This is a genomic window from Lysinibacillus fusiformis (assembly GCF_003049525.1).
Lineage (GTDB): Bacteria > Bacillota > Bacilli > Bacillales_A > Planococcaceae > Lysinibacillus > Lysinibacillus fusiformis.
Window position 1 is genome coordinate 846264 of the sequence record NZ_PYWL01000001.1, and the last position, 25395, is coordinate 871658.

At 37.7% G+C, this 25395-nt stretch carries 30 protein-coding genes and 1 pseudogene; 5 read left to right on the forward strand and 26 right to left on the reverse strand.

Translation table 11 applies throughout. The features are described from left to right. Positions 1-5: 5 nt before the first annotated feature. From C9J29_RS04015 to C9J29_RS04050, 8 genes and pseudogenes are all read right to left on the reverse strand, one after another. On the reverse strand, positions 6-971 hold the full coding sequence (locus C9J29_RS04015) for an ABC transporter ATP-binding protein (protein WP_096363482.1): 966 nt from the start codon (positions 969-971) through the stop codon (positions 6-8). After that, positions 964-1956, reverse strand: a complete 993-nt coding sequence (locus C9J29_RS04020; RefSeq protein WP_043990077.1) for an ABC transporter ATP-binding protein — start codon at positions 1954-1956, stop codon at positions 964-966. Before C9J29_RS04020 ends, C9J29_RS04015 begins: the two co-directional genes overlap by 8 nt. An 11-nt stretch (positions 1957-1967) precedes the next feature. Then, complete coding sequence (locus C9J29_RS04025; protein WP_008176071.1) at positions 1968-2864, reverse strand: ABC transporter permease; 897 nt, start codon at positions 2862-2864, stop codon at positions 1968-1970. Between the two features lie 13 nt (positions 2865-2877). After that, positions 2878-3801 (reverse strand): nickel ABC transporter permease, encoded by a 924-nt coding sequence (gene nikB, locus C9J29_RS04030; protein WP_036145195.1) that lies wholly within the window; start codon positions 3799-3801, stop codon positions 2878-2880. A gap of 70 nt (positions 3802-3871) precedes the next feature. Continuing rightward, entirely contained in the window at positions 3872-5455 is a 1584-nt protein-coding gene (locus C9J29_RS04035) for a glutathione ABC transporter substrate-binding protein (RefSeq protein ID WP_107921650.1), read from the reverse strand. A gap of 458 nt (positions 5456-5913) precedes the next feature. Next, positions 5914-7266: an aspartate aminotransferase family protein gene (locus tag C9J29_RS04040; protein WP_090002469.1), complete on the reverse strand. Its 1353-nt coding sequence runs from the start codon at positions 7264-7266 to the stop codon at positions 5914-5916. Between the two features lie 33 nt (positions 7267-7299). Further along, entirely contained in the window at positions 7300-8832 is a 1533-nt protein-coding gene (locus tag C9J29_RS04045; RefSeq protein WP_107921740.1) for a CoA-acylating methylmalonate-semialdehyde dehydrogenase, read from the reverse strand. Positions 8833-8856: 24 nt separating this feature from the next. Continuing rightward, positions 8857-10269, reverse strand: a pseudogene (locus C9J29_RS04050) (amino acid permease). Between the two features lie 233 nt (positions 10270-10502). On the opposite strand from C9J29_RS04050, the gene C9J29_RS04055 reads away from it, so the two are divergent. Then, complete coding sequence (locus C9J29_RS04055) at positions 10503-12071, forward strand: PucR family transcriptional regulator (protein WP_107921651.1); 1569 nt, start codon at positions 10503-10505, stop codon at positions 12069-12071. 46 nt (positions 12072-12117) lie between these two features. On the opposite strand, the gene C9J29_RS04060 is transcribed toward C9J29_RS04055, so the two are convergent. The 4 genes from C9J29_RS04060 to C9J29_RS04070 form a co-directional block, all read right to left on the reverse strand. Continuing rightward, the gene (locus C9J29_RS04060) at positions 12118-12912 is read right to left on the reverse strand and encodes a carbon-nitrogen family hydrolase (protein WP_107921652.1); all 795 of its coding nucleotides are present in this window, start codon (positions 12910-12912) and stop codon (positions 12118-12120) included. A gap of 340 nt (positions 12913-13252) precedes the next feature. Next, entirely contained in the window at positions 13253-13972 is a 720-nt protein-coding gene (locus tag C9J29_RS04065; protein WP_107921653.1) for a hypothetical protein, read from the reverse strand. A gap of 122 nt (positions 13973-14094) precedes the next feature. Next, positions 14095-14259 carry a hypothetical protein gene (locus C9J29_RS24170; RefSeq protein ID WP_164908760.1) on the reverse strand — a complete coding sequence of 55 codons (165 nt, stop codon included), beginning with the start codon at positions 14257-14259 and terminating at the stop codon, positions 14095-14097. A 14-nt stretch (positions 14260-14273) separates the two neighbouring features. Continuing rightward, positions 14274-15164 carry a helix-turn-helix domain-containing protein gene (locus C9J29_RS04070; protein WP_107921654.1) on the reverse strand — a complete coding sequence of 297 codons (891 nt, stop codon included), beginning with the start codon at positions 15162-15164 and terminating at the stop codon, positions 14274-14276. Positions 15165-15331: 167 nt separating this feature from the next. On the opposite strand from C9J29_RS04070, the gene C9J29_RS04075 reads away from it, so the two are divergent. The 4 genes from C9J29_RS04075 to C9J29_RS24175 all read left to right on the forward strand — a co-directional run bounded on the left by C9J29_RS04075 (position 15332) and on the right by C9J29_RS24175 (position 16694). After that, positions 15332-15541 carry a helix-turn-helix domain-containing protein gene (locus C9J29_RS04075; protein ID WP_069482485.1) on the forward strand — a complete coding sequence of 70 codons (210 nt, stop codon included), beginning with the start codon at positions 15332-15334 and terminating at the stop codon, positions 15539-15541. Between the two features lie 95 nt (positions 15542-15636). Then, positions 15637-16158 (forward strand): SHOCT domain-containing protein, encoded by a 522-nt coding sequence (locus C9J29_RS04080; protein WP_107921655.1) that lies wholly within the window; start codon positions 15637-15639, stop codon positions 16156-16158. 94 nt (positions 16159-16252) lie between these two features. Beyond that, the gene (locus tag C9J29_RS04085) at positions 16253-16468 is read left to right on the forward strand and encodes a hypothetical protein (RefSeq protein ID WP_107921656.1); all 216 of its coding nucleotides are present in this window, start codon (positions 16253-16255) and stop codon (positions 16466-16468) included. Positions 16469-16547: 79 nt separating this feature from the next. Further along, positions 16548-16694: a hypothetical protein gene (locus tag C9J29_RS24175; protein ID WP_164908759.1), complete on the forward strand. Its 147-nt coding sequence runs from the start codon at positions 16548-16550 to the stop codon at positions 16692-16694. 295 nt (positions 16695-16989) lie between these two features. Here C9J29_RS24175 and C9J29_RS04090 read toward each other — a convergent pair whose 3' ends face one another. From C9J29_RS04090 to C9J29_RS04150, 14 genes are all read right to left on the reverse strand, one after another. Further along, positions 16990-17346 (reverse strand): YhjD family protein, encoded by a 357-nt coding sequence (locus C9J29_RS04090; protein WP_164908758.1) that lies wholly within the window; start codon positions 17344-17346, stop codon positions 16990-16992. Next, on the reverse strand, positions 17340-17564 hold the full coding sequence (locus tag C9J29_RS04095) for a transcriptional regulator (RefSeq protein ID WP_107921657.1): 225 nt from the start codon (positions 17562-17564) through the stop codon (positions 17340-17342). The genes C9J29_RS04090 and C9J29_RS04095 overlap by 7 nt, the downstream gene beginning before the upstream one ends. A gap of 127 nt (positions 17565-17691) precedes the next feature. Further along, positions 17692-18360, reverse strand: coding sequence for a M15 family metallopeptidase (locus C9J29_RS04100; protein ID WP_107921658.1), 669 nt, complete (start codon positions 18358-18360; stop codon positions 17692-17694). Beyond that, complete coding sequence (locus C9J29_RS04105) at positions 18357-18761, reverse strand: phage holin family protein (protein ID WP_164908757.1); 405 nt, start codon at positions 18759-18761, stop codon at positions 18357-18359. The genes C9J29_RS04100 and C9J29_RS04105 overlap by 4 nt, the downstream gene beginning before the upstream one ends. Positions 18762-19128: 367 nt before the next feature. Continuing rightward, positions 19129-19257, reverse strand: coding sequence for a CD1375 family protein (locus C9J29_RS24895; RefSeq protein ID WP_255319024.1), 129 nt, complete (start codon positions 19255-19257; stop codon positions 19129-19131). Then, entirely contained in the window at positions 19257-19592 is a 336-nt protein-coding gene (locus C9J29_RS04110) for a hypothetical protein (RefSeq protein ID WP_107921660.1), read from the reverse strand. Before C9J29_RS04110 ends, C9J29_RS24895 begins: the two co-directional genes overlap by 1 nt. Positions 19593-19642: 50 nt before the next feature. Beyond that, positions 19643-21055: a glycine-rich domain-containing protein gene (locus tag C9J29_RS24095; RefSeq protein ID WP_128472311.1), complete on the reverse strand. Its 1413-nt coding sequence runs from the start codon at positions 21053-21055 to the stop codon at positions 19643-19645. Beyond that, entirely contained in the window at positions 21055-21873 is an 819-nt protein-coding gene (locus C9J29_RS04120) for a putative phage tail protein (RefSeq protein WP_107921662.1), read from the reverse strand. Before C9J29_RS04120 ends, C9J29_RS24095 begins: the two co-directional genes overlap by 1 nt. Positions 21874-21883: 10 nt before the next feature. Then, positions 21884-22231 (reverse strand): phage tail fiber protein, encoded by a 348-nt coding sequence (locus C9J29_RS04125; protein ID WP_107921663.1) that lies wholly within the window; start codon positions 22229-22231, stop codon positions 21884-21886. Further along, positions 22228-23268, reverse strand: coding sequence for a baseplate J/gp47 family protein (locus C9J29_RS04130; RefSeq protein WP_107921664.1), 1041 nt, complete (start codon positions 23266-23268; stop codon positions 22228-22230). The genes C9J29_RS04125 and C9J29_RS04130 overlap by 4 nt, the downstream gene beginning before the upstream one ends. Then, entirely contained in the window at positions 23269-23715 is a 447-nt protein-coding gene (locus tag C9J29_RS04135; RefSeq protein WP_107921665.1) for a DUF2634 domain-containing protein, read from the reverse strand. It lies immediately after the preceding gene. After that, on the reverse strand, positions 23705-23986 hold the full coding sequence (locus tag C9J29_RS04140; protein WP_107921666.1) for a DUF2577 family protein: 282 nt from the start codon (positions 23984-23986) through the stop codon (positions 23705-23707). Before C9J29_RS04140 ends, C9J29_RS04135 begins: the two co-directional genes overlap by 11 nt. Continuing rightward, on the reverse strand, positions 23987-24964 hold the full coding sequence (locus C9J29_RS04145) for an XkdQ/YqbQ family protein (RefSeq protein ID WP_107921667.1): 978 nt from the start codon (positions 24962-24964) through the stop codon (positions 23987-23989). It abuts the gene before it with no gap. Then, positions 24964-25386: a hypothetical protein gene (locus tag C9J29_RS04150; protein ID WP_107921668.1), complete on the reverse strand. Its 423-nt coding sequence runs from the start codon at positions 25384-25386 to the stop codon at positions 24964-24966. The genes C9J29_RS04145 and C9J29_RS04150 overlap by 1 nt, the downstream gene beginning before the upstream one ends. Positions 25387-25395 lie beyond the last annotated feature (9 nt).

The window sequence follows — 25395 nt, forward strand, 5'->3', positions numbered from 1 at the left end:
CCTTTTCAATTGACAAAGTGACAAGCTACACTTTGCTCTTCGTTAATTTTTTTCATTTCCGGAATCTTTTGCTTACATATATCTGCTGCAAAGGGACATCTTGTATGGAAGGTACAACCGCTTGGTGGATTTTTAGGATTTGGAATATCACCTATCAACACTTTCTTTTTCTTTCTTAACATTGGGTCTGCAATCGGTACAGAGGCAATAAGGGCTTGTGTATACGGATGCTTAGGATCATTAAAGATCGCTTCTTTTTTTCCGATTTCTACGATTGTTCCTAAATACATGACACCAATATAATGACTAATATGCTCTACAACACTTAAATCATGTGAAATAAAAAGATAGGATATTTTATATTCTTGCTGCAATTGCTTTAATAGATTCAAAATTTGTGATTGTATAGAAACATCCAATGCAGACACAGGCTCATCAGCAATAATGATTTTAGGTTTTGTAATTAAAGCACGTGCAATCCCTAAACGCTGTCTTTGTCCACCACTAAATTCATGTGCATAACGATCAGCATGATCAGCATTCAAGCCAACTACTTCAAGCATTTCGAGTACTAGCTTTTCACGCTCGGCTTTTGATAGCTTTGTATGAATTTCTAGCGGTTCACCAACTAATTCTTTTACTTTCATTCTTGGATTTAAGGAGGCATAAGGATCTTGAAAAATCATTTGGACAGTTTTTCTTAGATGCTTTAATTCAGATTGCTTGGCAGTAGCCACTTCTTTTCCATCGACAACGATACTTCCACTTGACGGCTCTATTAATCTAGTGATTAGCCTGCCAGTTGTTGATTTCCCGCAACCACTCTCTCCAACTAAACTAAATGTTGTCCCTTCTTCTATTTCAAAGGAAACATCTATTACAGCATTAACATGTTGTCTCTTTTGAAATAACCCACCCGCAATTTGAAAGCTCTTTTTTAAATTCTCCACTTTTAATATACTGTTAGGCATTGATTTCCACATCCTTTTTCACATATAGCCAGCAGCTACATTGGCGAGTAGCTGAAATTTCCACTGTCGGTGGACATTCCTGATGACATATAGACATCACTTGATGACAGCGCGGAGCAAATTTACAACCAATCGGCATATGTTGCGGAGATGGTACATGACCACTGATAGAATCTAATACTTCCTTTTTTTCACCAATTTTTGGCACAGATGCAATTAAGCCTTTCGTATAAGGATGCTTAGGGCTTGCAAATAATTCAAATACATCTGCTTCCTCTACAACCTGCCCTGCGTACATCACGACCACTTTATCGCACATTTCGGCCACAACACCTAAATCATGTGTGATTAATAAAATAGCTGTTTCATTTTCTTCCTTTAACTTTTTCATTAACTCTAAAATTTGCGCTTGTATCGTAACATCTAGTGCAGTAGTTGGTTCGTCAGCAATAAGTAGATTGGGATGGCAGGCCATCGCCATAGCAATCATCACTCTCTGCCGCATCCCCCCTGATAGCTGATGTGGATATTCATGAATGATTTCTTCGGCTCTTCCTATTCCTACACTCTTTAACATTTGAATGGCATGATGTTTACTTTCACCTTTTGGCAGCTTCAAATGCATCTCAATTGCTTCCATTAACTGCTTACCAATTTTTAAAACGGGATTTAAAGAGGTCATAGGCTCTTGAAAGATCATCGCCATTTGTTTTCCACGAATTTTCCGAATATCGGATTCAGACATTTTGGTCAAATCTTCCCCATTAAAATGAATAGAGCCATTGACAATTTTGCCTGTAGTTCCATGAAATAATTGCATAATAGATAAAGACGTTAAGCTTTTCCCACTGCCTGATTCTCCAACTAAGCCCAATATCTCGCCTTTACGAATCGAAAAATTGACACCTCTTAATATCTTGATCTCTGTTTTATCACGCATAAAGGACGTTTCTAAATCTGTTACTCGTAATACATGTTCTGTCATAGGCATTCTCCTTAATTATTTTTAATTTTCGGATCTAATACATCTCGTAATCCATCGCCTATTAAGTTAAATGCTAGTACGGTTAAAAATATAGCTATTCCTGGCATGATGACTACATGAGAAGATGTTCCTAAGTAGTCTCGTCCACTACTTAACATTACTCCCCACTCGGGCATTTCAGGACTCGCACCTAAGCCTAAAAAACTTAAGCCAGAAGCTGCTAAAATAGCTGTTCCTATACGCATTGTGACAAAAATAATTAGTTCACTAATCGTTTCAGGGAAAATATGCTTCCACAGCACTCTTACATGGGAGGCCCCCATTGATTGTGCGGCTTCTACATATACATTTTCTTTCGCATTCAATGTAGCGCCACGTACTAAGCGTGCAAAGGATGGCACACTAAAAATCATGACAGCGATGATCACATTATTAATCCCAGGACCAAGTAATGCGACAATGGCAATGGCTAGCAATAAATCAGGAAATGAAAACAATACATCACAGCTACGCATAATAACTTTGTCTATCCAACCACCAAAGTAACCGCTAATTAAACCTAAAATAGTCCCTAGTATTAAGCCCAAAAATACCGCGCTAAAGCTTACCATTAAGGAGATTTTTGCCCCTACAATTAAACGACTAAAAATATCCCGACCATATTCGTCTGTTCCCGCTAAATGACTGGCACTTGGTCCTTCTAATAAGGCATCATAGTTTGGTTCAAACGGATCATAGGGTGCAATATATGGACCAATGATAGCAATTACAATTAGCAACCCTATAAAGATGCTTGCTAACAATGCAGCCTTTTGCTTTTTAAAAGACTTCCAAAATTCCTTAAGAGGAGAGTATTTCCTTTGTGTTTTTTGCACTTGGCTATTTTGCACCGTAGTTGGTGAAGTCATCCTGTTCCCTCCCTTAAGAATCTAATTGAATTTTAGGATTTAACACTGTATAAAGCACATCTACGATTAAATTTACTAAAATAAATTCAAACGCAAATAATAATAGAGCTGACTGAATAACAGGATAGTCTCGGAATGCAATCGAGTCGATTAGAAGACGCCCCATCCCGGGAAAGCTAAAAACGGTCTCGACTACCACTGAACCCCCTAGTAGAAAACCAAATTGTAGGCCGGCGACCGTCACTACAGAGATTAAAGAGTTTCGTAAAGCATGGGTCACTATGACAGAGTGTTCCTTCAGACCTTTTGCTCTCCCAGTTCTTATAAAATCAGCCTGTAACGTTTCGAGCATAGAAGATCGAGTAAATCGTGCAATCATTGACATAATACCTGCCCCTAAAGTTAGGGAAGGTAAAATATAACTAGAGAAACCATCTAGCCCTCCTGTTGGGAATAGCCCTAGCTGTACTGAAAATAATTGAATTAGTAATAGTCCCAACCAAAATCCAGGAATCGATATGCCAGAAACCGCTGTTACCATTCCGAAATAATCAGGCCATTTATTTTTATTGATGGCAGAAAAAACGCCAATCATTAAACCTATTAATGTAGCCCAAAACATCGAGAGAAAGGTAAGCTGAAGAGAGGGCATAAACCTTGTTTTAAACATATCAATCACAGGTAGACCTGTTGTTAAGGACGTGCCAAGTTCACCCGTCATTAGATTTTTCATATAGTCTACATACTGTTTTAAAATAGGCTTATCAAGACCCAATTCATGACGTACGTTTTCAACATCCTCGATCGTGGCATCCTTACCCGCTACTAATCGCGCAGGATCTCCTGGTATGAAATGAATAAATAAAAACGTTAATATTGAAATAACAATTAAAATCGGTATCATTTCAACAATTCTTCTTGCTGTATATTTCCACATGACGAGCTCCTCCTTTCTATTTTGTAGAAAAGGAATTGACCTATATCAATTCCTTTTATATTGAGTAGCTTTACTCAATTTTTGCATTCTTCACATCGAGCCCACCTGTTGGATTTACTAATACACCGCTGACATTTGAACGTACACCATATACAACCTCATCTACCCCTAAGAAAATCCAAGGTGTATCTTGGTAAACGATTTCCTGTAATTTTTCATAGAGCTCAGCTTGGCGGTCTACATCTGAAATGGAGTTAGCCTCATCCATTATTTGATCTGCCTCAGTGTTATGATAATAGGCTGTGTTCGCACCATTTGGCGGGAATGATACACTATGGAAAAGTGGTTTTGTCGCATTTGTTATATCAGAAGCATAGGCTGACCAGCTCACATACCACATTTGTAATTTTGCATCATCTGGTGTTTGAGCCCCGTAAATCTCATCTGACAAAGTACCCTCTTCCATAGATTTAATCGCAACTTTGACACCGATTTGTCCTAACTGCTGTTGAATAAACTGCATTCCCTTCATCGTATCCGAGTTCGTATTTCCCCAGATTTCAATATCGAAGCCATCAGGATATCCAGCCTCAGCCAACAAGGCCTTTGCTTTTTCTATATTGTGCTCATACATTTTTTGCTGTTTATAATAAACTGTTTTGGAAGGAATAATGGAGTCTAGCGGTAAGCCTAGACCTGCATTAACAACCTTTAAATAAGCTTCTTTGTCCACCGCATAATTAAATGCTTGTCGAACCTTACTATCATTCAACGGTTTTTTATACGTATTTAAGGAAACATAATGAGCAATTGTTGAAGGAACTTTATTAACTTCTACATCTTTATGGTTAGAAAGCTCATCGATATTTTGAGCAGGTACAGGATAGATAACCTGTGCATCCCCAGCTTTTAACATCGCCACCCGAGATCCGTTTTCTGGGACTGGTTTATACGTAATTTTAGATACACGGTCACCGCCACCCCAATAGCCATCAAATTTTTCAATGGTTAAATGATCTCCTTGTACCCATTCAACAAATTGATAAGGACCTGTTCCGACAGGCTGCTTAGTAATATCTGCTACATTTTCTTTAATCATTTTGGGACTAATCATTTTGGCCACTCCGAATCGTGTAATCATCGGTCCATACGGTTCTTTTAAAGTCACTTTAATGTCATAGTCTCCTAGTATTTCAACATGACTGATTAAGCTAAAACCACGTGAATAGAGGCGTAAGCTTTCATCATTCATAATTCGTTCAATATTGGCTTTTACAGCCTCTGCATTAAACTGCTCCCCGTCATGGAAAGTGACCCCTTCTTGCAGCTTAAATGTATACTCCAGTGCGTCTTCACTGATTGTATAATCTTCTGCAAGCACCTTAATTATTTGTCCATCCGCATCGAAGCCCAGTAACCCCTCTAACATCGTCTCCTGCACTGAACCCGAATTGGTATCTCCTGTGTTATGTGGATCCATAGAAATAAAGTTTTCATTTACAGCGATGACCAATTCATTTTTTGAACTAGCTTTACCTGAATCTGTAGTAGATTTTTCCCCAGTGTTTGATGCGTTAGAATTGTCTTTCTCTGCGCATGCTGCTAAAAGCAATGTACATAGAATTACAAAAACCAATTTTTTAACATAATTCATCTCATCTACTCCCTTTGTAAAAATATATAATAATACCTCCTAATGGCTTCATTAAGAAATATAATTACTAAAATTATTTATTTTCTCCACTGATGAAAATAAATAGGCAAAAAAATAAACTATACTTTCATTACGATAAGACAATTCAAAGGAAGACATTGCTTTCTCAACTTCACAATTGCTTTTCATCAGAAACTATAGTTCAACCGACAAGATTTATTTATTCCACTGCTGAAAATAAGTAATTAAAAAAATATCCCCTTCCAGGATCAAGGACACTTTCGATGCATAATTATCAGAAAATTTATTATTTTTTAACAACTATAAACTACAGTTCACTTTTTTTCCAGCATTATTTTTATAAATTTAATAATTATTTTTACCGAGCATTCATTTCTAGTTGTTTAAAAAGGTTCTAAAAGCCCTTCCTTCAAGGCCTTTAGAACCAACATCATGTATTACAGCTTTCTTATACTCTCTACGACCACATCAAGTATACGCTGAAGATCCTCTCGAATAATATTAAGTGGTGGTGATAGTGTCAGAACATTATTAAAGCCCGCTACTGTTGCCCCATTTTTCCCAATGATCACCCCTTGTTCTTTGCATGCGGCAATAACAGCATTTACCTTCTCCACTGGTAAAGGTTCTTTCGAGACTTTATCTACTACTAATTCAATCCCAATTAATAAACCTCTGCCCCGCACATCTCCTACATTCGTATGATCCTGTAAATTTTCTTGCAATATTTGTAATGTAGCCTTCCCCATTTCCTTGGAGCGGTCGAACAACGCTTCTTGCTCTAGAATCTCAATATTTTTTAATGCAACTGCACATGCTACTGGAGAGCCGCCAAAAGTATTGACATGGCGGAAATAGCCATAGGCATCTGTGCCAGTGAAAGCCTCATAAATCTCACGCTTTACGGCAGTTGCTGATAATGGTAAGTATGCGCTCGTAATCCCTTTAGCCATTGTAATAATATCTGGTTTCACACCATAATTCATAAATCCAAATGGCTTGCCTGTTCGACCAAAGCCACAAATAACTTCATCCACTATCATTAAAGCTCCATGCTTTTTGCACACTTCCTCTATGCCTTTTAAATAGTTTTCGGGAGGCATGATGACACCGCCACCTGTAATAATTGGCTCTAAAATCATGGCTGCAATCGTATCACTCAGTTCCCATGTCATCGTTTTATCGACAGCCCTTACGCTCGCTAAATCTAATGGCGCAACAGCATCATCTTCATGTTCACGGTATTGATCAGGCGGTGCAACATGGATAAAGCCGGGAGATAGTGGCTCGTATTTATATTTCCGTTCCGCTTGCCCTGTTGCTGCTAATGCCCCAAAGGAATTTCCATGGTAGGCGCGGTAGCGAGAGACAATCTTATAGCGGGAGCTTTGCCCTTTTTGCTGGTGATATTGTCGCGCTATTTTAAAAGCTGTTTCATTCGCTTCTGATCCGCTATTAGAGAAGAAAATAACGTACTCCCCACCAAGCAAGTTATTTAGTTTTTCAGCTAGCTGTACGGCTGGTAAATGTCCCTGCGATAATGGTGCATAGGCATTTTTCATCATTTGCTCATGTGCGGCATCTGCCAGTTCCTTACGTCCATAACCGACATTTACACACCATAGCCCAGCCATGGCATCAATATATTCGACGCCATCCGTATCTATTATTCTTGCACCATCTGATTTTTCCACTACATATGTTGCTTGTGGATTGTAGGGTTTCATTGAATGCCATACATATCGCTCATCCTTTGTTAAAACATCACTTTTAAGATTGGTCTGTGTCATTGCTGAACACCCTCTCATTTATTTTTTAGTAGGTTAGCTTTTTGTTGCATCGTTATTACTTGGGAAGGCAAAGGAGCTTGTTGCATCTTCCGTTTCATCCGGCCAACGCTCCGAGATTGTTTTCGCCTTTGTAAAGAATCTCGCTTGATCTGGACCAAACATATACCCTTCACCAAACTTAGAACGCTTCCACCCGCCGAAATTATGGTAGCCGACAGGAATTGGAATTGGTACGTTAACCCCTACCATGCCCACTTCAATCTCTTCTTGGAATTTACGAGCTGCTGCACCACTGCTTGTAAACATCGTTACACCATTACCAAGTTCATGGTCATTAATTAAATCAATAGCTTCTTGTAATGTCTCCACGCGCACTACTATACGTGCTGGACCAAAGACCTCCTCTTTAAAGATGGTCATATCAGGCGTAATATTATTGAGGAGTGTTGGCCCAATATAAAAACCATTAGATGTTTCACATACTTTAGGGTTTCGTCCGTCAATGACAAGATTTGCCCCTTCAGTAACAGCACCATCAATATAGCTGATAATCGTTTCTTTCGATTGTTGGGTAATAACTGGGCCGAAATCGACATCTTCTTCTGTATAAGGACCTACCTTTAGCTGTGAAATCTTATGCTTCAATATGTCTGTAAAACGTTGCTCTGTATCTTGACCAACAACAAGCGCTCCAGAAATCGCCATACAGCGCTGTGATGCTGCCCCGTACGCCGCACCTAAAAAGGCGTTCGCAGTTTGTTCCAAGTTGGCATCTGGCATAACAATCATAAAGTTCTTACCACCACCAAAAGCAGCCACACGTTTATTATGCTTTGTTCCCGTTTGATAAATATATTCGGCTACTGGCGTAGAGCCTACAAAGGAAATGGCTTGAATCTCTTTGTTTTCTACAAGCTCATTGACCGCTTCTTTATCGCCATTCACTACTGTCCAAATACCATCAGGAAGTCCCGCCTCTTTCCATAATTGACTTAAAAATAATGCAGAATGAGGAACACGTTCAGATGGTTTTAAAATAACAGCATTCCCTACTGCCACAGCCATACTTGTAATAGCTAAAGGGACCATAACAGGGAAATTAAAAGGCGCAATCGTTGCCACTACACCGAGTGGTGATTTGGCAGAAAAAGCATTAATATTGCCACCTACATTGACGGAATACTCCCCTTTTAGCAATTGTGGGGCACTAATCGCCATATCTACCGATTCAATCCCTCGAATAATTTCGCCCTTGGCATCCTCTTTAGTTTTCCCGCTTTCCTGACAAATCACTTCAATAAGTTCTTCCTGTTTTGTTACTAACAATTGACGGAATCGATGTAAAACCTCAACCCTCTTCCCAATGGACACCTTTTTCCATGCAGGAAAGGCTTCCTTAGCATGTTGAATGGCCTGCTGTACTTCGTCTTTTGAAGCAAGTGGGACTCTCGCTATCGTTTCACCTGTTGTTGGATTATACACATCTGAAAATCTTCCACTAGTACCAGCTACCTCTTCCCCCTTGATAAAATGTGTTAGCGTTTTCATTTTTTGTTGTACTGTCATCATTTAACCTCTCCTTATATGGGATTATTGTTCAAAATCAAATTCGTCTTTGCTAAAAATAGAGCTTGATTCATCGACCTGTTTTATCACCTTATTCCTTTGCGTAAGTAAATAAAAAATCATTACCACGGCAACGACAACACATGTAAATAGAATTTGTGAGCGCATAGACTCAATAAAGAACATGGCTATTAATAAGGCAGTTGTAGCTACTATTGTGAAATACGTTAGATACGGGAATAGCCACATCTTCACCTTTAATAGCTCAGGATTTTCGCGTTCAATCTTTCTACGCATTCACAATTGTGAAAAGGCGATAATTAAATAAAGAATTAAAGTAATAGCACTACAAGAGCTTAGTAAAAACATAAATACTTTATCTGGTGAAACATAATTCATAATAACGGCAATATAAGAGAAAAATGTTGCGGCTAAAATAGCATTCACAGGTGCACCATTTTTATTTAATTTCAAAAAGGCTTTTGGTGCCTCGCCCTTCTCTGCTAAAGAAAATACCATTCGTGATGTTGCATAAAGTGCAGAATTTAAACACGATAACACAGCTGTTAAAACAACAAAATTCATGATTTGTGCGGCGGCAGGAATACCAATATAATCTAACACTGCTACATAAGGACTTGTTAAAATATCAGAGGAGTGCCAAGGCAATAACGTCACAACAACAGTTATTGAACCCACATAGAAAATTAAAATGCGCCAAGTAATCGAATTGGTAGCTTTTGTTACAGCTGCTAACGGTTCGTCTGACTCACCAGCAGCGATAGCGACAATCTCTGTCCCCATAAAGGAAAAAATAACAATGACAACACCCATTAGTACAGCGCCAAAGCCGTTTGGTAAAAATCCACCCTGCTCAACTAGATTTGTCAGACCGACAGCGTTAAAGTTTGGGGCTATACCAAAAATAATGAACGCGCCTAAACCTAAAAAAACTACTATACTTGCAACCTTAATAAGAGAGAACCAATATTCAAATTCGCCAAAGGCTTTTACAGAAAGAACATTTGTTAAAGTGAGTGCTACGGTTAAAAGTAAACTTAAGAGCCATAAAGGAATTCCGTCATACCAATATTGAATAATGGCCGCTGCTGCCGTCGCCTCTAATGCAATAGCTATGACCCAGAAAAACCAATACAGCCAGCCAATCATAAAGCCTGCCCATGGACCAATTGCTTCATGGGCATAATGTGCAAACGACCCACTCGTTGGATTGACAGCCGCCATCTCACCTAGCATACGCATCACTACGATGACGATAATTCCTGCAAATATATACGATAAAATTGCTCCTGGACCCGCCAAGTTAATGACTGAGCCACTGCCCATAAATAAGCCAGCCCCAATTACACCCGCTATTGCGATCATCGTCATATGCCGTTTCTTTAATCCTCTTTGTAAATGCGTTTGTTGCTCCATATCTGACACCTCTTTTATTAGATTGGATTATCGCTTACAAAAATCTTACATGTTTCATATCGTTGAAGTAATAGACAAACTGTAAATTTCTATACAATTGTTTTAAACATAATGTAAAATAGACTAAATATTCTCAAAATATTAACTTACCTAAATTTACAGCTATTTAGTAACATGAAAGAGAAATAATAGATATATAAAACGTGGAAGATGTTTCAAAAGGAGGAGCTATATTGAGCCAATTCCAACTTAAAGTACTTCATGTGTTAGAAAATAAATACTTTCAGAATGCAGAGGTAGTTGCAGGTCATGAGGGGCTATTAAGAATCGTTAAGTGGGCACATGTTCTTGAAATAGTCCATGTAGATAATTTTTTAGTTGGAGAAGAGCTGGTGTTAACAACGGGGATCAGTCTTCAACATGGCATCGAAGATTTTATGACGTTTATTGAATCTTTAATCGATAAAAATTGTGCTGCCCTTTGTATTGAGTATGGCTCTTCTATTCAAGCAGTTCCAGAAGCAATACTTGCTATTGCAAATCGTCATCAGTTCCCGATTATTGTTTTTCATGAAGCGGTTCCTTTTGTTCGCATTACACAGGATTTACACAGTCAAATTATTAATCAGCAATATTTAATGGTTTCGACACTAGAATCCTACTCACAAACTTTAAATAAAAATACGGTCTTAGGACAAAACACGGATGATATTTTACAAAATATGTATAACGAATTGAAAACACAAATTATGTTTTCCATTAAGGGACGGGAACCTATCTTTTTTCCCAACATGACAAAAAGTAACCGTCAGCAATTATTAGCTTTGAATAAATATGCTCAGCAATTTAAACATGAGCCCATCTTTATTTTTGATCAACATTATGCAGATTTAACGATTTTTCGTGAAGATGGTCTATTCTCAGAGTTTGAATTATTAATTTTAGACCGTACAGCAACAGCATTAGCGCAATTATTAATGCGAGAGTTCTATATTGAGGAGAAAAAGAATATTGAGGACGCTTCGATTTTAGCTGATTGGATCGACCAAAAACTGAACAAGGAGGAAATCTATAAATTTATCGTTTCTCACTATACTAACTATTCACAATCTAGTGGGGCTGTCTTTGTTTTGGCCACTCCCAATACAGTAATGAAAGCGCAGGAGGATATTGTCTATAGTAAACTTTATTATCGTAATCTCTTTGAACAGCATGGCTTTATCCCATTTTTATTCGAAAGAAAAAGCTATGTCATTTTTATTTTACTTCATACAAAAGATTGTCGAGCGATTCGTGAAATACTAAATAGCATCTTTACCTCATTGCCCAAAACTGAATTTTATAAAAAACAGCAAACTCAAGGATTTCAAATAGCAGTTGGTAAAGTTGTAGCTGATGTGCAAGAAATCTCCAAAAGCTATCAAACTGCATTAGAAACATTATATATTTGCCGCAAAGTGCAAACTTCCTCGTTCTTTTATGATGATTTGCATTTGTATCATTTAATCTATAAATTACAAATGCAGGTGAATTTAAAGGAAGTTATAAACGACTATTTACAGCCAGTTATTGAGTACGATGAAAAATATAACAGCAAGCTTCTTGAAACCTTACAAGTCTATTTACAATCAAATGGCTCCAAGCAGCAAACGGCTAATCAATTGTTTATCGTTCGTCAAACACTGTATCACCGCTTAAAAAAGCTTGAAAATTTACTCGGGGAAAATTTCATGAAGGGTCATAATCGCATTACACTGGAATTTATGCTCCTTGCAAATTCCTTAATTGATGACAAGAGTTAAAAAATAGGCACGTTCAAGAGCTCTCCCCCTTCAACGTGCCATCTCATTATCCTTTCACCACAACATCTTGATAAAGTTCTGGTCGACGATCATCGTATACAGGAATTCTTCCACGTACTTCATCAACAATGGAGAAATCCACATCAATTACTGCTACTTCCTCTTCTTCAGCACCAACCCAAAGCACTTCACCCCACGGCTGAATAATCATCGATTGCCCATTAAAGTTTTCTACTTTTCTCGAAATACGGTTAACTGCTATAACAAAGCATTGGTTTTCAATCGCTCGCGCTTGCAGCAATGTTTTCCAATGATCAATTCTAGGCGTCGGCCATTGAGCTGGTACAAACAGCACCTTCGCTCCTTGGAGGGCATGCGCACGTAACCATTCAGGGAAACGAATATCATAGCAAATGACACCAGCCGCCTCAATAGGTCCTAGCGCGAATCGATTCATATCATCTCCAGCTTCTAAGTAAAGATGCTCGTCCATTAAACGGAAAAGATGGGCTTTGTTATATTCCCCAACAAGTAATCCATTGTTATCAAATGTATACATCGTATTGTAAAACTTGTCGTCCTTTTTTATTGAAACGGAGCCACCGACAATATGTACACTAAGTTCCTTCGCTAAGTTAGCTAAAAATGCCTTTGTACGCTCACCGTTAACATCCGCCAATTCTGGTAGCTTCTCTAGTGCGTAGCCCGTATTCCACATTTCTGGAAGCACAATAATTTCTGCCCCTAGTTTTGCGGCTTCACGAATCTTGTCCTCTGCCCGTATAAAATTTTCTTCTACTTTGCCGAAGCCAACGTTTAACTGAATACAACCGATTTTCATATTCATTCCTCCTCTAGACAATTAACAAAAAAAGTACTACCTTTCATATCACATGTTCATTAGAGTTTGCTTGCATCTGAAAATGTGCATTTTTAGTACACTTTCGTTCTATTTGTTTTCATTATACTACATTTAAAATTAAACTAATTCATCTATATTCGGTCGCTTGGTCGCTTTTTGGTCTCCTTTAGTCGCCTGATTTTATTATTAAGACCGTCTTAATTAGGCGGTCTTTTTTAACTTTCAGAAACGAAAATAGACCACCCATTTATTGAGTGGTCAGAATTTAAAATAAATTAAATATTCAATTCGAAAAAAATGTATCAACTCAAGCAATTTTTTAATCCTTATAATTCAAATAAGATGGTTCCATTTTATCTGATTTAGTTATTGGTTCTTTACTTCCTGTATATTTGTGTAAATCTTTAGGATACACTCTTTCTTCTGTCGGGAGATGATATTCAGGTTTTATAGTATAAGAACTTCCACTTGTCAAATCGTCCCACACGAATGGAATTAAAACAAACTTCCAATTATTTACCTTTATCCACTCTCTTTCAGATTCTGTATAAATTTCTAATGTTAAATCAACATTATTTTGAATTACAGGATCATCCCATCTAGTTTCTAATACAATATTTTTATTTACTGTATTTTTCGGTAGTATGACAAAAGGCATCCAATCGCTTGTGCATGCCTCTTCTATCCAATCAAAACGATTCTTAGTGATATTTCTAAAATTATCTATTTCCCATATTGGAAGGAGAATTTCTTTATTATTCGGAATAGGCAAATCCGGATAACTAATACACAGTCTTACACCCAAAATCTTTCCTGGCTTCGCACCATCGTTTGAAATACTAATAGGTAAATAGAAACTAGGTATAAACCATTCTTTATTCTCACTCTTGATTGGATAAATCCGTACATTAAGATCGCCTACTGTTATAATTGGCTTAAATTTCGATAAATGCGATTTGAATAAAGTTGTTAAAGAAACACTTAAAGCTAATGTAGCTATTACTACAGATAAAATATAAGCAATTACTGGGATTTGCATTTTTTCTATCATCTCCAAAATCATTTTTCATTTAATTCACTTTTTTGTTGGTGGATAAATTACCCAATATCATTATAGTATAGATATAGTACATTTTATAGAAACTTTAAAATTATTTTATATCAACCCACGATATACCCAACCTTGCGAGGCATGACCACAGACTTTTTACCAACAGGTTTACTAACATTTGTGGATGCCTTTTTGAATTTCATTTCCTCATATTGGTCATCTAAATCAAAAATCGATAATTGCCCTTGTTGCTCCATATATTCAAAATGCGTCATGTTCTATTCCCCTTTCACCATTCAAGCCAGTTTTCTAATTTTGGTCTACTACATAATTCCGAACGACTATCACGCTCATTCAGCCAGTTATAAAAAGGTACTGGACGTTCTCTTTTAGCTGTTTCTTCTATAGATGATGATTCACTAAGCTTCATACTAGAACGCTCTACAGCCTTGTTATAAGCTCCTACAAATACAGCTCTTATTGTGCTTGTAACTGTCAGAATACCTTCTTTAATATCCATAGCAATTTTAAATAGCACGTTCTTAGCTTTTATAAAGTCACGTGCATTTTGAACCTGAGTAGCTAATACAACTTTGTGCAATTCGTCTTTCAAATTATCAGCTAATGGCAAGCTATTCATGAAGTCGAATAGCATCACCTGGTATTCATTCATGTATTCCTTTTTCTTTTCAGCTTGCAAAGCTAATTCATTTTCAAGACTCATAATATTATTTGCTTGTTTAGAACTTAAAAGATTAAAAGAGTTTAAAGATAGGTTTTCAGATTGTTGCGCTTCAACCTTACTCTCGCAATGCTTTCCATCTTTTTCACGCTCGGACATTGACGGTGGGACATTGTAAGGCAAAATAATGTAGATGCTTGCTCCTTGCCCACCCTTGCTTTTTACAGTCGTTTCTTTCTTAACGATCCCTAACGATTCCAGTTTTGAAATAGCTCGGTAAACCGTCTTTGTGCTGATCTCCAATGCTGCAGCAATTGTGGCAGCTTTCAAATGACAAGCTCCTGGATTCTCTAAGCTATGAGAAGCAAGCTTGAAAACGATGGCACGTTCTGATTCCGTTAAATCGTAGTAATAAGCAGCCATGTGATTTTCTACAGCTGCGTCCATATCTTCTATTGATTCAAATGTTGTGTATTGTGCTAAGTATTCAAACGCCATCGTTTTCACCACCTAAAAAGGAATTAATTAAAACCTATTAGTTATAATATAAACCTTAATAATTATAAAATCAATTATTTTTATAACTTTTTAGTTATTTTTAATTCCCATTAAGGATTGATTAATATATAATGTGATTAAGAACAATAAACGAGAGGTGAAATTCAATGAGCATGGCTGAAAAAATTCGAATGCTTTTAGCTAAAGAAGATAAAAATTTGACTGAGTTAGCTGAGTTATTGGGTACTTCACAACCGAATCTTTGGAAGAAAATGAAAAGAGATAATTTCAGCGAAAAAGAGTTAGTAGAAATTGCTGAGGCAATGGGCGTTAAGTTTGAGGCTAATTTTGTATATGAAGATGGATCTAAGATTTAAAACAGATAACTAATAGTTGTCTGTCTTTTTTATATGTACTATTGGCAAGATTTTCTATAGAATGAAATTACAATTATCTGTAAGGAGTGCATGACATGGACACTATCGCTGAAACAATCAAATTTGCTGGCTTTGGTAAGAAGAAAGCAATGGCTAAACAAATTCAAATGTTCGATGATCGATTAACTGAACAAGGTGAAACGCTACTAGCTGTGTGTGCTTCTGTTAAAGGCATCAAACAGCTTTATGTAACTGACAAACGTATTTTATTACATGAAATTAAAGGCATTGTTTCAAACGATGAAAGAAGCATTCCTTTATCATCAATTAGCAGTATTAACATTTCTAATAAGCTTGTTTACTCTACTATCGAAATCGTATCTACTGGAAATAAAGCAATCATTGACGATGTGCCAGCGCATATAGCACTTGAAATTAAGAGTGGGATTGAGAACCTTAAAGCAATGGCAAAAACATCTTCTTCACCTGCTGCTAAACAGGAAAAGGACATGTACGATGTAGCCGATGAAATTCGAGAATTGAAAGATTTATTAGATGATGGGATATTAACGCAAGATGAATTTGACGCGAAGAAAAAGCAATTGTTAGGAATCTAGTCACTCAATTGAGTGGCTTTTTTCTTTTGATATAGAAATCATTTGATTTATATTTCATATGATTTATAATGTACTTAAAAAAGGAGTGTTAGGCATGAAACTTACAGATAAAGTTGAGGCGGTTGTTAAGGCTGCACAGGATGCTAAAAATGGCGAAGGTGAACATACATCATATCGTATCTTTAAAGAGTGTGGACTTACACAAGGCGCAATTAAACGTTATGTAGATGGTGTTAGTGACATCAGTCGTATGGGCTTAGGCGTAGCTGAAAAACTTGGCGAATACTATGATAATCACCTTTCAAAATAAATTAAAAAACTTTTATAAATCACTTGATTTATATACATCACTTGATATATAATAAGAGTATAGAAAGGAGGTGAACAAAGTGGATTATGATAAGGTTCTAGCTTATCTAGTAGCTATCGCAACTGTGCTTAACTTACTAACAAGTTCTGCAAAAAACATTAGCGATATGAAAAATAAGCCAAAACAAAAGCGACGCCCCTCTAGCAAGAAGAAACGTCGCAAATAGTCAAGCGAAGGAGGTTAGCCCCTCCTTCCCTATAATCTTATCACATCCATTAAATTATGAAAAATATCGGATATGTGGCTGCCTTAGCATTTGCTTTGTATATCTTAACTGACATGGTTAACTGGAAGGAACCAAAGTTTTTTGATTACTCAATGATAGTCATTTATTCATTATGCTTAGTTTTAGTCATTGTTAACATCGTAGTATATTTCAAAAAGAAAAGATGCAGCTAAGGAGCTTCAACCGAAGTATAAACCGTATGACGAATAAACAAAAAAGATCCAGGTACTCACTTTCAATTGAGCGCCTGGTCTTTATTTTGGTGACTGATTAATAATTTTTCTACCTGAGTTTTCAAAGCCATATTAGCATATCTGAGTACCACATCATTCCCTGCTGTAGCTATATGCACGTCACTAAAATATTCGTCTATTTTTTCGACCTTTACCAATCTTATTTTCTCTTTTGCCAACAACCTTTTTGAATTGTAATAATCTTGGGTTATGTCATTTAGTAACCTTTCGAGGATTGGTAAATAAACTTTACTCATTTTCAAATTTTCTATTACAGGGAAGTCACGTTGCAATGATTGAACTGCCATTTCTAGAATTAAAAATTTATGAAAAAGTTTCCGTTGTTCAGGTTTCAGCATACAACCGAACGATCCTTGTGGCTGATTGGAACAACTGCTAATACACTATCAATCATAAATGTGCGCTTGGCTTGCCTTGTAAAACAATACGCCTGAAACGAATCACCAGCAATTTTAATAATCTTGATATGCCTTTTTGACACGTTACCGTCCTTAGCCATGTACATCATATTTAATAATTGGTTCCGTTGCATTGCTTTAATTAGTTGTTCTTTCATCATTCCACACCCCTCAAATAAGAACATTCGTTTGTATTATTTTAGAACAGACGTTTGCATTTTGACAAGTATTAATTTGTGGAAATAAAAAAAGCCCATTACCAATTAAGGTAACAGGCTTCTGCTGTTAAGCGCTACGTTGTGCAATGATAATCTTCAATCCTTCAAAATCACCACTTGTCATAGTTCCATTATCGAATTTTTCAAGCCATGACTTATCAATCACCTTTTTGTCTACGGCTTGTTGAATATAATCACGTACTGCAGCTTTTGCGGTTGTGCTTGTGAATTTCATAATATCATCATCCTTTTCCGTTTGTTGTGGTTTATCCTCTACAATAAGCTGTACTCTTACAGCACTACTTGTTGGCACAATTACTTGTCCTTCTAATTTGTAGCCTGCAGGAATCTTCCATGTTGTAGGAATTTCAAAATGTGGCGCATCGTACTTTCCTGCCTCCCAATATCCACCCCATTCAATGCCTAGCTTTTTAGCAATTGCCCCCACCTTTGATAAGGTAGAAATATCATATAAATTCCGCGGTGGTGCTACAGCAATATCCCAGGCTCTACGTGATGTATGATTACTATTGCGTGTCCATGTAACTACTTGCCCTGGTCGTGTTCGCCCTTGTTCATATAAGTAATTTTGGCGAGCTTGGCTGCGGTATGTCTCTGTGATAAAAATGTCTACAATGCCAGCTTTGAAGCATTCCTGAAAAAGTAATTGACAAGCTGTTTGAGTAGCTGCAGTTAATTCGCTTAAATCTCGGCATGTTTGAGTTACGCTTGTCATTTAACCTCACCCTCTCCTGTTTTATCCTTCACGATTGCTAAAATATTTTTAATGAAGTCAGGCATCGGCAAGCCCATCTTTGTTCCATTCTCTGTGATTGAAATGAATTCTAGTACACAAAATGCAATGGCTGCCCCATCCCCTGCGTACTCAATGCCAGGAATCACAACGGATAATAAGTAAACAGAACCAACTAGCATTAAATAATAAATTTTTCGAATGATACCGTTAAAGCCTGTACGACTGTTTAAATTTTGATTAACGATACCGCCCATAATTCCTGTAAGGTAATCAATAGCCATAAAGCCAATCAAAACAGTAACAGCCATTCCTAGACCATCCACTGAATATGAAATGATTGTGCCTATTGTTCCACTTACTACAGCAATCCATTTTTCCATATGAACACTTCCCTTTTCCCAATATAAAAGCCCCCCACAATGGCTGTGAAAGGCATAAAAAATAGCACTGCTCGCACAGTGCATTTCTTCAGTCTTGTTGTATTGCACTATTAGCATCAAAATTGAATTATCCCTGTAAACTTAAGAAGAATACAGTTAAAAAACTAATTTGCGCTATTTTCATGTGCATTGGTATATCTTTATCAAAGGCTACAGCCCCTAATATAAATAACATTGTTAAATTAGTTAATATATTATTCACCTCCTTTCTGCTTTGTATATATTAATAATACATAAACAAAAATTATTAGTGAACATCACGCCTGCTTGACCTTGCTTTACCTATATTTTAACAATAAAAATAACGCTAGCTTAATGCTGCGTCTACTTGTTTTTCATTATCGAGTAATGCTCGAACGGCTTCTCGCCAAAGTAACGGCACCTGGTCAACTGTTCGCAAATTCATTTTAATTAAATCCCAATATAGTTTGGCCATTATAAAACCTCCTTAGATGCTACTAATTCCGCCACTTCCGCAATAGCTAATTGATTTTCTATTTTGTCTTGCTGTTGTGCCTCTGCTGATTCAGCTATAGCTAACTTCAATTGTTGTGTTTCCTCTTGTAAGAGTTCTAATGCTGTTTTAGGAATATCAGTGTACTCATAATATAACAACTTTGTTTCTTTGTCGTAAAACATTTCGTGCGTTTTACCTGGTATGTTTTCCGGTTGCGGAAAAGTACTCATGTCATATTCGACCGCAATTTCTCCGAACGAAAACGCGGCTACTACTTTGACTTTCGTTGCTTCTGTATTTTCAATGATAATCATGTTGTGTCCTCCTTTTTTGTGCCCGCTATACATTTATTTTAGGGAGTAAGTTACCACGATAAGATAACGAGACCGTCTGCGCCTTTACCGCCATTAATAGTGCCCGTTGAGTTAGTATTACCTCCCGCGCCTCCTGCACCTGCTCGCGAACCTGCGGCTATGGTACTTACACCGTTGCTTCCCGATCCTCCATTCCCTGCGCCTCCGCGTCCACCATTCCACATTGCATATGTTTGAAGCGCGGGATTTCCAGACTCATAATAAGCGCCACCTTGAGAACTTTGACCTGGACTTAGACCAGGGGCGCAATCACTAGGGGATGTACCACCCGCACCACCCCACATACTAATGGTGTAACATCCGAAACCACCCTCGAAAGACCGCTGTAGTGTGGATGCGTAAGCGATGGTTAGGGCTTGTGATTTACTAATCCACGGCATTGGTACGCCACTTGTTATACCGCCTGTAGTTCCTGTTGCTTCAAACAAACCACCATAACCACCATAACCGCCGCCGTCGGCTCTACCACCCGTCCCGCCTCCTCCAGCGTGTGCATAAAAGTTTTGAGATTGAGCACCTAGTATGGACGTAGTGCCTCCGGCTGAACCTGGACTGGCTGTAAAACCACTAGTGAGAACCCCGTTCCCGCCAGCTCCGCCAGCTCCTACATTGACAGTTAATGTTTGACCAGGTTTAACCCACAACAATATTTCTTTGAAACCGCCACTTCCACCGCCACCGCCGCCATACTTGTCACTGTGTTGCGCTCCGCCACCGCCACCACCAGCGCCCCACATTTTAGCTAAAATACGCGTTACACCTTGTGGAACAGTGAAAGTATAACTACCAGCTGTGTTAAACTCTCGGTAAGACTGTGTGCCTATCTCCCCGCTTTCACTTTGTAATAGAAAATTTCCGTTGTTTGGCAGTATTCGGACGGTAACATACTGATTATAAGGGAACTCGCCAGGTGTCCATGAAGCTGACCCGTTAGTTTTGACGATGTGGCGATTCCCTAGACCGTTAACATTAATTGTTACTTGACCGTTAGCATTAGCACCTAAAGAGTTATAGAAAGTGACGCATAACCCGCTTTTGTAGGATGTAATATCAGCATTAATTGTGGCTGTGATATTGTTAACCGTGCCCCCTACGGCTGTCGCATAGTAGTTATGGCTAGTAATATCGTCCTTATGGGTTTTCAAAGCCGTGTCAATAGCTGCAGTCTGCTGATCCGTATACTCTTTAGCATTTGTTTCAACATCATTAACCGTTTGTTTAATCTCATTAATCGCCCCTGCTAGCGTCTTATCATTTGTTTCTAAATCAGGAATCGATGCACTTCCCTCCTGCAATTCACTTACTGCAGTGTCCAATACATCCATGTTGTCGTTTAGATCCTGGACATTTATGCTGTCTGTTAAATCAGGCTTTTTTAAATTTAATTTTGGCGTAAGTTGCATCAAATCACCTCATCCCATATTTTTATATTTTCCCAAGTTATTTTACTTACATCTTCCCAAGTGCGGTCACTTACAAAGCCCCACGTATTGAAAGAATACACATAGTTAAACTGCAAATGAGCAGGAACAATAATATCAATCGCCTGCATTAATCCTTCTATGTTGTCAGGTATACCCCTAGTACCAACGAAACGTATCTCGTAAACTCCTGGCGTATCTGTTGCGTTTACCTCTACTTCCCCATTGCTATAAGCAGCTGCTACAGCTTTAATAGTTGCTTTAGTAGTTTGGTCAAAGCTCGCCCTATTACGTGAAATAATTTGCTCTCTACGTTGGTCATAACGTAATGAGCTATTTGGTTTAATACCAAGATCACGTTCATAGATTGGTAAGGCTTCAATAGCTGTGTCCACAAAAAGGTTACGCTCGGCTATTTCTAGCTGTTGTTCAGTGTTTCGGAACTCTTTATCATCTGAGGTTAAAACAGCCCTGAAAATCGTTGATTTACGCTCATACAGTGGTAAATGCTTAATCATGTCCGTGAAATAATCTCGCGTTGAAACAACAATACTTGTAATCATTTCTGTTTGTGTCTGCATGATGATAGGTGATTGTACTACTTTAACACCTTGCGGCTGCAGCTCTGTTATAACTTCATTCAGGGAATTACCTGACGTTGCCACGGTTACGCCTTGTGTCTGTAACTCTGTTTCTGTAATCATCAGGGCAAGTCTAAAGCATTCCCATTGGTGAGCTTTCAGCGCACCCCAGGTAAAGACTGCAGCTTGACCCCATTCTGATTGTGGTATAGCGTGCATAGTTACTCACCTACTTCAAACGAACAATCAAATAGTTTTTAGGTATCTTGTATTGGCTTGATACATCGATATTCTTTGTAAATTCGGCTTGCGATTTAAACAGCAAATTGCCACCTGTTTTTGCGTCAAAAATGCCGATGTGTGAAATATCTCCCCACGACTCTGTAGCAATAGGAAATAAAATATCTATGTTATTAGAAGTTTGACCATCTGTGGGTGTTGCAAATATCCCTTGCTGTCTCGCATAACTCGCTGTGTTTACTTCAACATCATTGTTAAAGAGGGCTACATATACTGTTGTTGTCCTTAAATTGTCCGTAAGAACTTTATTTTTCAAATAGACTGTCATGTGATTCATTCATTAACACCTCCCATTACTGGCACCCCATCATCAGGAATAACCACATTAGCAGTTGATCCATTGATTAATAAATCCTGATAATCTAATACGCCCTCGCTATCGATAACTTCACTACCTGTTTTTGCATAGCTAACATAGGATGCTTTAAAAGCAATTTCTTTTAGATATTCAATCATATTTTCCTTTATATATTGCTTAACAATTGGTTCGGTGTATCCATCCGCTAAACTCAAAGAAGCTGAAATATTAATTGGTACACCAATAGCTGCTATAACGTTTAAATCTTCTACCCCAAAAGGCATTTGCTCTAATATATGGTCATATACTTTTTGCACTAATTCATCATTAGCAGGTAATTTATTCGCATCGATTACAACTACTTTCATTGATAGTGGGCCATTGTAGCGAGGGAATATCTTTGCATCACCAACGCCTGTCACTTCTAAGGCCCATTCACGATAATGATATTTGTTGCCTGCCTTACCTGGGCGCTGCAGCTTGTCATAATATCGTTGGCGTAAATCGTTATCCGTTTCCGCATCATAGCCATCCACAACAGGCTCAGGATTGTACACATTGATTAAGCCAGGAATCGATACAGGGAAGTGTTTAATTGTATTAGCTGGCACATTCCCTATTTGGCCAAACTCGTTACACTGTATTCTGACATGAGCTAATCCACTTTCATTAAGTGTTACTTCTTCAATTACTGTAAATAAAATGGTGTCAGTACCTACTATTTCGCCAGTTCTTACAATCGTTCCAGCTGCACCCGATACTATGACAGTCGTTGTCGCTTGCGTGGCCAACTTTCGGCTTTGTCCTGTTCGTTGATATACGGTACGTGTTAATTCATCACCTGTTAATTTTTCAACGTCCAATTTATCTTGTACTTCCGCAATCATCTTTTGCTGATTTGCAAACTCAACAGCTGCAGGCTTTGTTACATCATAAATAAACTCCCCTTTTGCCTTGTCGTACTCGTCATTAATGCCGGACATCATGCGATCATGAATAAGTTTTTCATCTTCCATTTAAGCCGCCACCCCCTTTAACTGTTCATCCATATCAAATGCCCCTTCTACAGTAACGACTCTAAATTTTATCCGCATCCATTTTCCATCACGCTCAAATTGCCACTCTTGTACTTCTTGAATGTGCGTATGTTCCAATAATGCTGCAGTAACTTCTCGTTTGATTTCTGCCTCTATAAAAGCGCGCGGCAAGCTAGAACCTATTAAATCGTCCAGTGTTGCACCGTAATTTTCATCTTTATAAATCCTGAATCGAAAGCGCTCAGTCTTTAAGACTTTTATGATCCATTGCTTTAATGTTTCAAGACCATGAATGGCAACCATCTTCCCATTACGAATCACAAAGTCGCCTTTATCAAAGTCATATAAAAAAGACTTACCTAGTGGTGGCAAGTCCGTTTCGTTTTCCTGTGTATTAAATTCTAGTTCTGTAATCTTAGGTAACATCAAACTTCACCGCCTTATCGATCACAAAATACATTTGTTCATCAGCTGTTGGAATTAAAATAACTTCATCACCATTTATCAAGCCTTTAGTAACAACCGTTTCAGTAAATATTAATTGTTCATTATCTAAAGTGATTGTTTCGTTTAACTGTATATTCGTGTTAGGCGGAGGCGCAATGACTTTTCCAGTTGTCATAGATTTAGCGGCATTTGCTGTTGTGGGATCTTGGCCACCTTTAATAAGAATAGCTAGTTCCGTCAAAGCATCCATTTACTTCACCTCTAAACTAGGTTTCATGGTATGAATCCCATTGCTGATTGTATGAAGCACGTCTTTAATAAGAAAAGTGCCCTTAATGCCTGTCACTGGTTCTTCTAATTTAAACAGTCGGCCAGCTCTGAAATTATCGTTTCCCATTAATTCTACGCTGTTTTCTTCTACAACTTTTGATAATTGTTTTAACTCATTTTCGGCTACCTTAGCAGCACTCTTTTTTTCTTTCTGATCCAGTTTCACGACTTTCTGCAGACGACCGTATTTGTTGACCATTTTCGTGTCTGACTTCTGCAAAACTACTTTGTCATTATTTCCAACGACCTGAATCGTATTAATCATGTCGACAATGCTACGCTTTTTAGAAGGTTTCATAATAACCGAATTAATATCGTAGGATGTGCCACCGCCAAAGAGTTGAAAGGTTCCAGTAACCACTACATTATTTTGCTTTTCAATGTATAGTTTGCCCTGGCGCATTTCCATGAGATATTTCACGCCTAACGATTGCTCTGCAGCCGTTAGAATTTCTTTGATAATCTCACTTACTTTTTTCTCGTTAAAGATTTTTGAAATGGATTTAGGGATTGAAACAATATTACCAATTGGCACGTTAAAATCTTTCAGGATTTTCTTGATACATGCGTCTGCAGATAGTTTTTTAAATTGATATACAGCTGTGGATTTATTTAAGTAAAAGGCATAATCAAACCCAATGTAAGCGATAGGTGAAGTGCCACTTTTTAGCTCGTCTACAATAATTACGCGTGTGATCTCTTTACCATTATTAAGTAAAACTACCATATCCCCTATGTCACAAGGATTCTTAGGAAAATGTTTCGTATCATTGAACGCAATACTAAAATTTAGTTCGTCTCCTAGTTCATCAATGTTACTACGCCAGGTTAAGGTACCTATCATTGGTGTAATATTTATCTTGGTATCACCCTTGATTAACCATAATTCGTGGGCCATCATTTCACCTTCTTTTTATTGAGATTAATAAACTTAAACTCAGATAAAGCGAGCGTATAATAAACATCACCTGATCCATCTTGCACGCCTGCCTCAAAGTTATCGATGACAACAGGTATATTAATGGGTGTATTCGTAATGATTAATCGAATCGGGACTCGTCTATCAATCCATGATTGGATGATTTCATAATACTCCCACCCCAAATATTTGTTGTTCCGTGAAAATGGGTATGCCTTAGACGGAAAGAAAGAGTCAAATGCCAATGACTTCAACCCTCTTTGACCAATCAATTTAATATCGCCTTGATTAATAGTCGTATAGGTTTCATGATTTAGAGGACTTGCTATCTTAAATTCTGACGGTACGATAGGAAGTTGAATAACCTGTTCACGATTATTGATACTTAAAAATATGTCCATCTATTCAAC

Excerpts from the sequence above, each read along its gene's own strand:
- C9J29_RS04015 (WP_096363482.1), bottom strand. The coding sequence starts at position 971 with ATGCCTAACAGTATATTAAAAGTGGAGAATTTAAAAAAGAGCTTTCAA.
- C9J29_RS04020 (WP_043990077.1), bottom strand. The coding sequence starts at position 1,956 with ATGACAGAACATGTATTACGAGTAACAGATTTAGAAACGTCCTTTATG.
- C9J29_RS04025 (WP_008176071.1), bottom strand. The coding sequence starts at position 2,864 with ATGACTTCACCAACTACGGTGCAAAATAGCCAAGTGCAAAAAACACAA.
- nikB (WP_036145195.1), bottom strand. The coding sequence starts at position 3,801 with ATGTGGAAATATACAGCAAGAAGAATTGTTGAAATGATACCGATTTTA.
- C9J29_RS04035 (WP_107921650.1), bottom strand. The coding sequence starts at position 5,455 with ATGAATTATGTTAAAAAATTGGTTTTTGTAATTCTATGTACATTGCTT.
- C9J29_RS04040 (WP_090002469.1), bottom strand. The coding sequence starts at position 7,266 with ATGACACAGACCAATCTTAAAAGTGATGTTTTAACAAAGGATGAGCGA.
- C9J29_RS04045 (WP_107921740.1), bottom strand. The coding sequence starts at position 8,832 with ATGACAGTACAACAAAAAATGAAAACGCTAACACATTTTATCAAGGGG.
- C9J29_RS04060 (WP_107921652.1), bottom strand. The coding sequence starts at position 12,912 with ATGAAAATCGGTTGTATTCAGTTAAACGTTGGCTTCGGCAAAGTAGAA.
- C9J29_RS04065 (WP_107921653.1), bottom strand. The coding sequence starts at position 13,972 with ATGCAAATCCCAGTAATTGCTTATATTTTATCTGTAGTAATAGCTACA.
- C9J29_RS24170 (WP_164908760.1), bottom strand. The coding sequence starts at position 14,259 with ATGACGCATTTTGAATATATGGAGCAACAAGGGCAATTATCGATTTTT.
- C9J29_RS04070 (WP_107921654.1), bottom strand. The coding sequence starts at position 15,164 with ATGGCGTTTGAATACTTAGCACAATACACAACATTTGAATCAATAGAA.
- C9J29_RS04075 (WP_069482485.1), top strand. The coding sequence starts at position 15,332 with ATGAGCATGGCTGAAAAAATTCGAATGCTTTTAGCTAAAGAAGATAAA.
- C9J29_RS04080 (WP_107921655.1), top strand. The coding sequence starts at position 15,637 with ATGGACACTATCGCTGAAACAATCAAATTTGCTGGCTTTGGTAAGAAG.
- C9J29_RS04085 (WP_107921656.1), top strand. The coding sequence starts at position 16,253 with ATGAAACTTACAGATAAAGTTGAGGCGGTTGTTAAGGCTGCACAGGAT.
- C9J29_RS04090 (WP_164908758.1), bottom strand. The coding sequence starts at position 17,346 with ATGCTGAAACCTGAACAACGGAAACTTTTTCATAAATTTTTAATTCTA.
- C9J29_RS04095 (WP_107921657.1), bottom strand. The coding sequence starts at position 17,564 with ATGAAAGAACAACTAATTAAAGCAATGCAACGGAACCAATTATTAAAT.
- C9J29_RS04100 (WP_107921658.1), bottom strand. The coding sequence starts at position 18,360 with ATGACAAGCGTAACTCAAACATGCCGAGATTTAAGCGAATTAACTGCA.
- C9J29_RS04105 (WP_164908757.1), bottom strand. The coding sequence starts at position 18,761 with ATGGAAAAATGGATTGCTGTAGTAAGTGGAACAATAGGCACAATCATT.
- C9J29_RS24895 (WP_255319024.1), bottom strand. The coding sequence starts at position 19,257 with ATGGCCAAACTATATTGGGATTTAATTAAAATGAATTTGCGAACAGTT.
- C9J29_RS04110 (WP_107921660.1), bottom strand. The coding sequence starts at position 19,592 with ATGATTATCATTGAAAATACAGAAGCAACGAAAGTCAAAGTAGTAGCC.
- C9J29_RS24095 (WP_128472311.1), bottom strand. The coding sequence starts at position 21,055 with ATGCAACTTACGCCAAAATTAAATTTAAAAAAGCCTGATTTAACAGAC.
- C9J29_RS04120 (WP_107921662.1), bottom strand. The coding sequence starts at position 21,873 with ATGCACGCTATACCACAATCAGAATGGGGTCAAGCTGCAGTCTTTACC.
- C9J29_RS04125 (WP_107921663.1), bottom strand. The coding sequence starts at position 22,231 with ATGAATCACATGACAGTCTATTTGAAAAATAAAGTTCTTACGGACAAT.
- C9J29_RS04130 (WP_107921664.1), bottom strand. The coding sequence starts at position 23,268 with ATGGAAGATGAAAAACTTATTCATGATCGCATGATGTCCGGCATTAAT.
- C9J29_RS04135 (WP_107921665.1), bottom strand. The coding sequence starts at position 23,715 with ATGTTACCTAAGATTACAGAACTAGAATTTAATACACAGGAAAACGAA.
- C9J29_RS04140 (WP_107921666.1), bottom strand. The coding sequence starts at position 23,986 with ATGGATGCTTTGACGGAACTAGCTATTCTTATTAAAGGTGGCCAAGAT.
- C9J29_RS04145 (WP_107921667.1), bottom strand. The coding sequence starts at position 24,964 with ATGGCCCACGAATTATGGTTAATCAAGGGTGATACCAAGATAAATATT.
- C9J29_RS04150 (WP_107921668.1), bottom strand. The coding sequence starts at position 25,386 with ATGGACATATTTTTAAGTATCAATAATCGTGAACAGGTTATTCAACTT.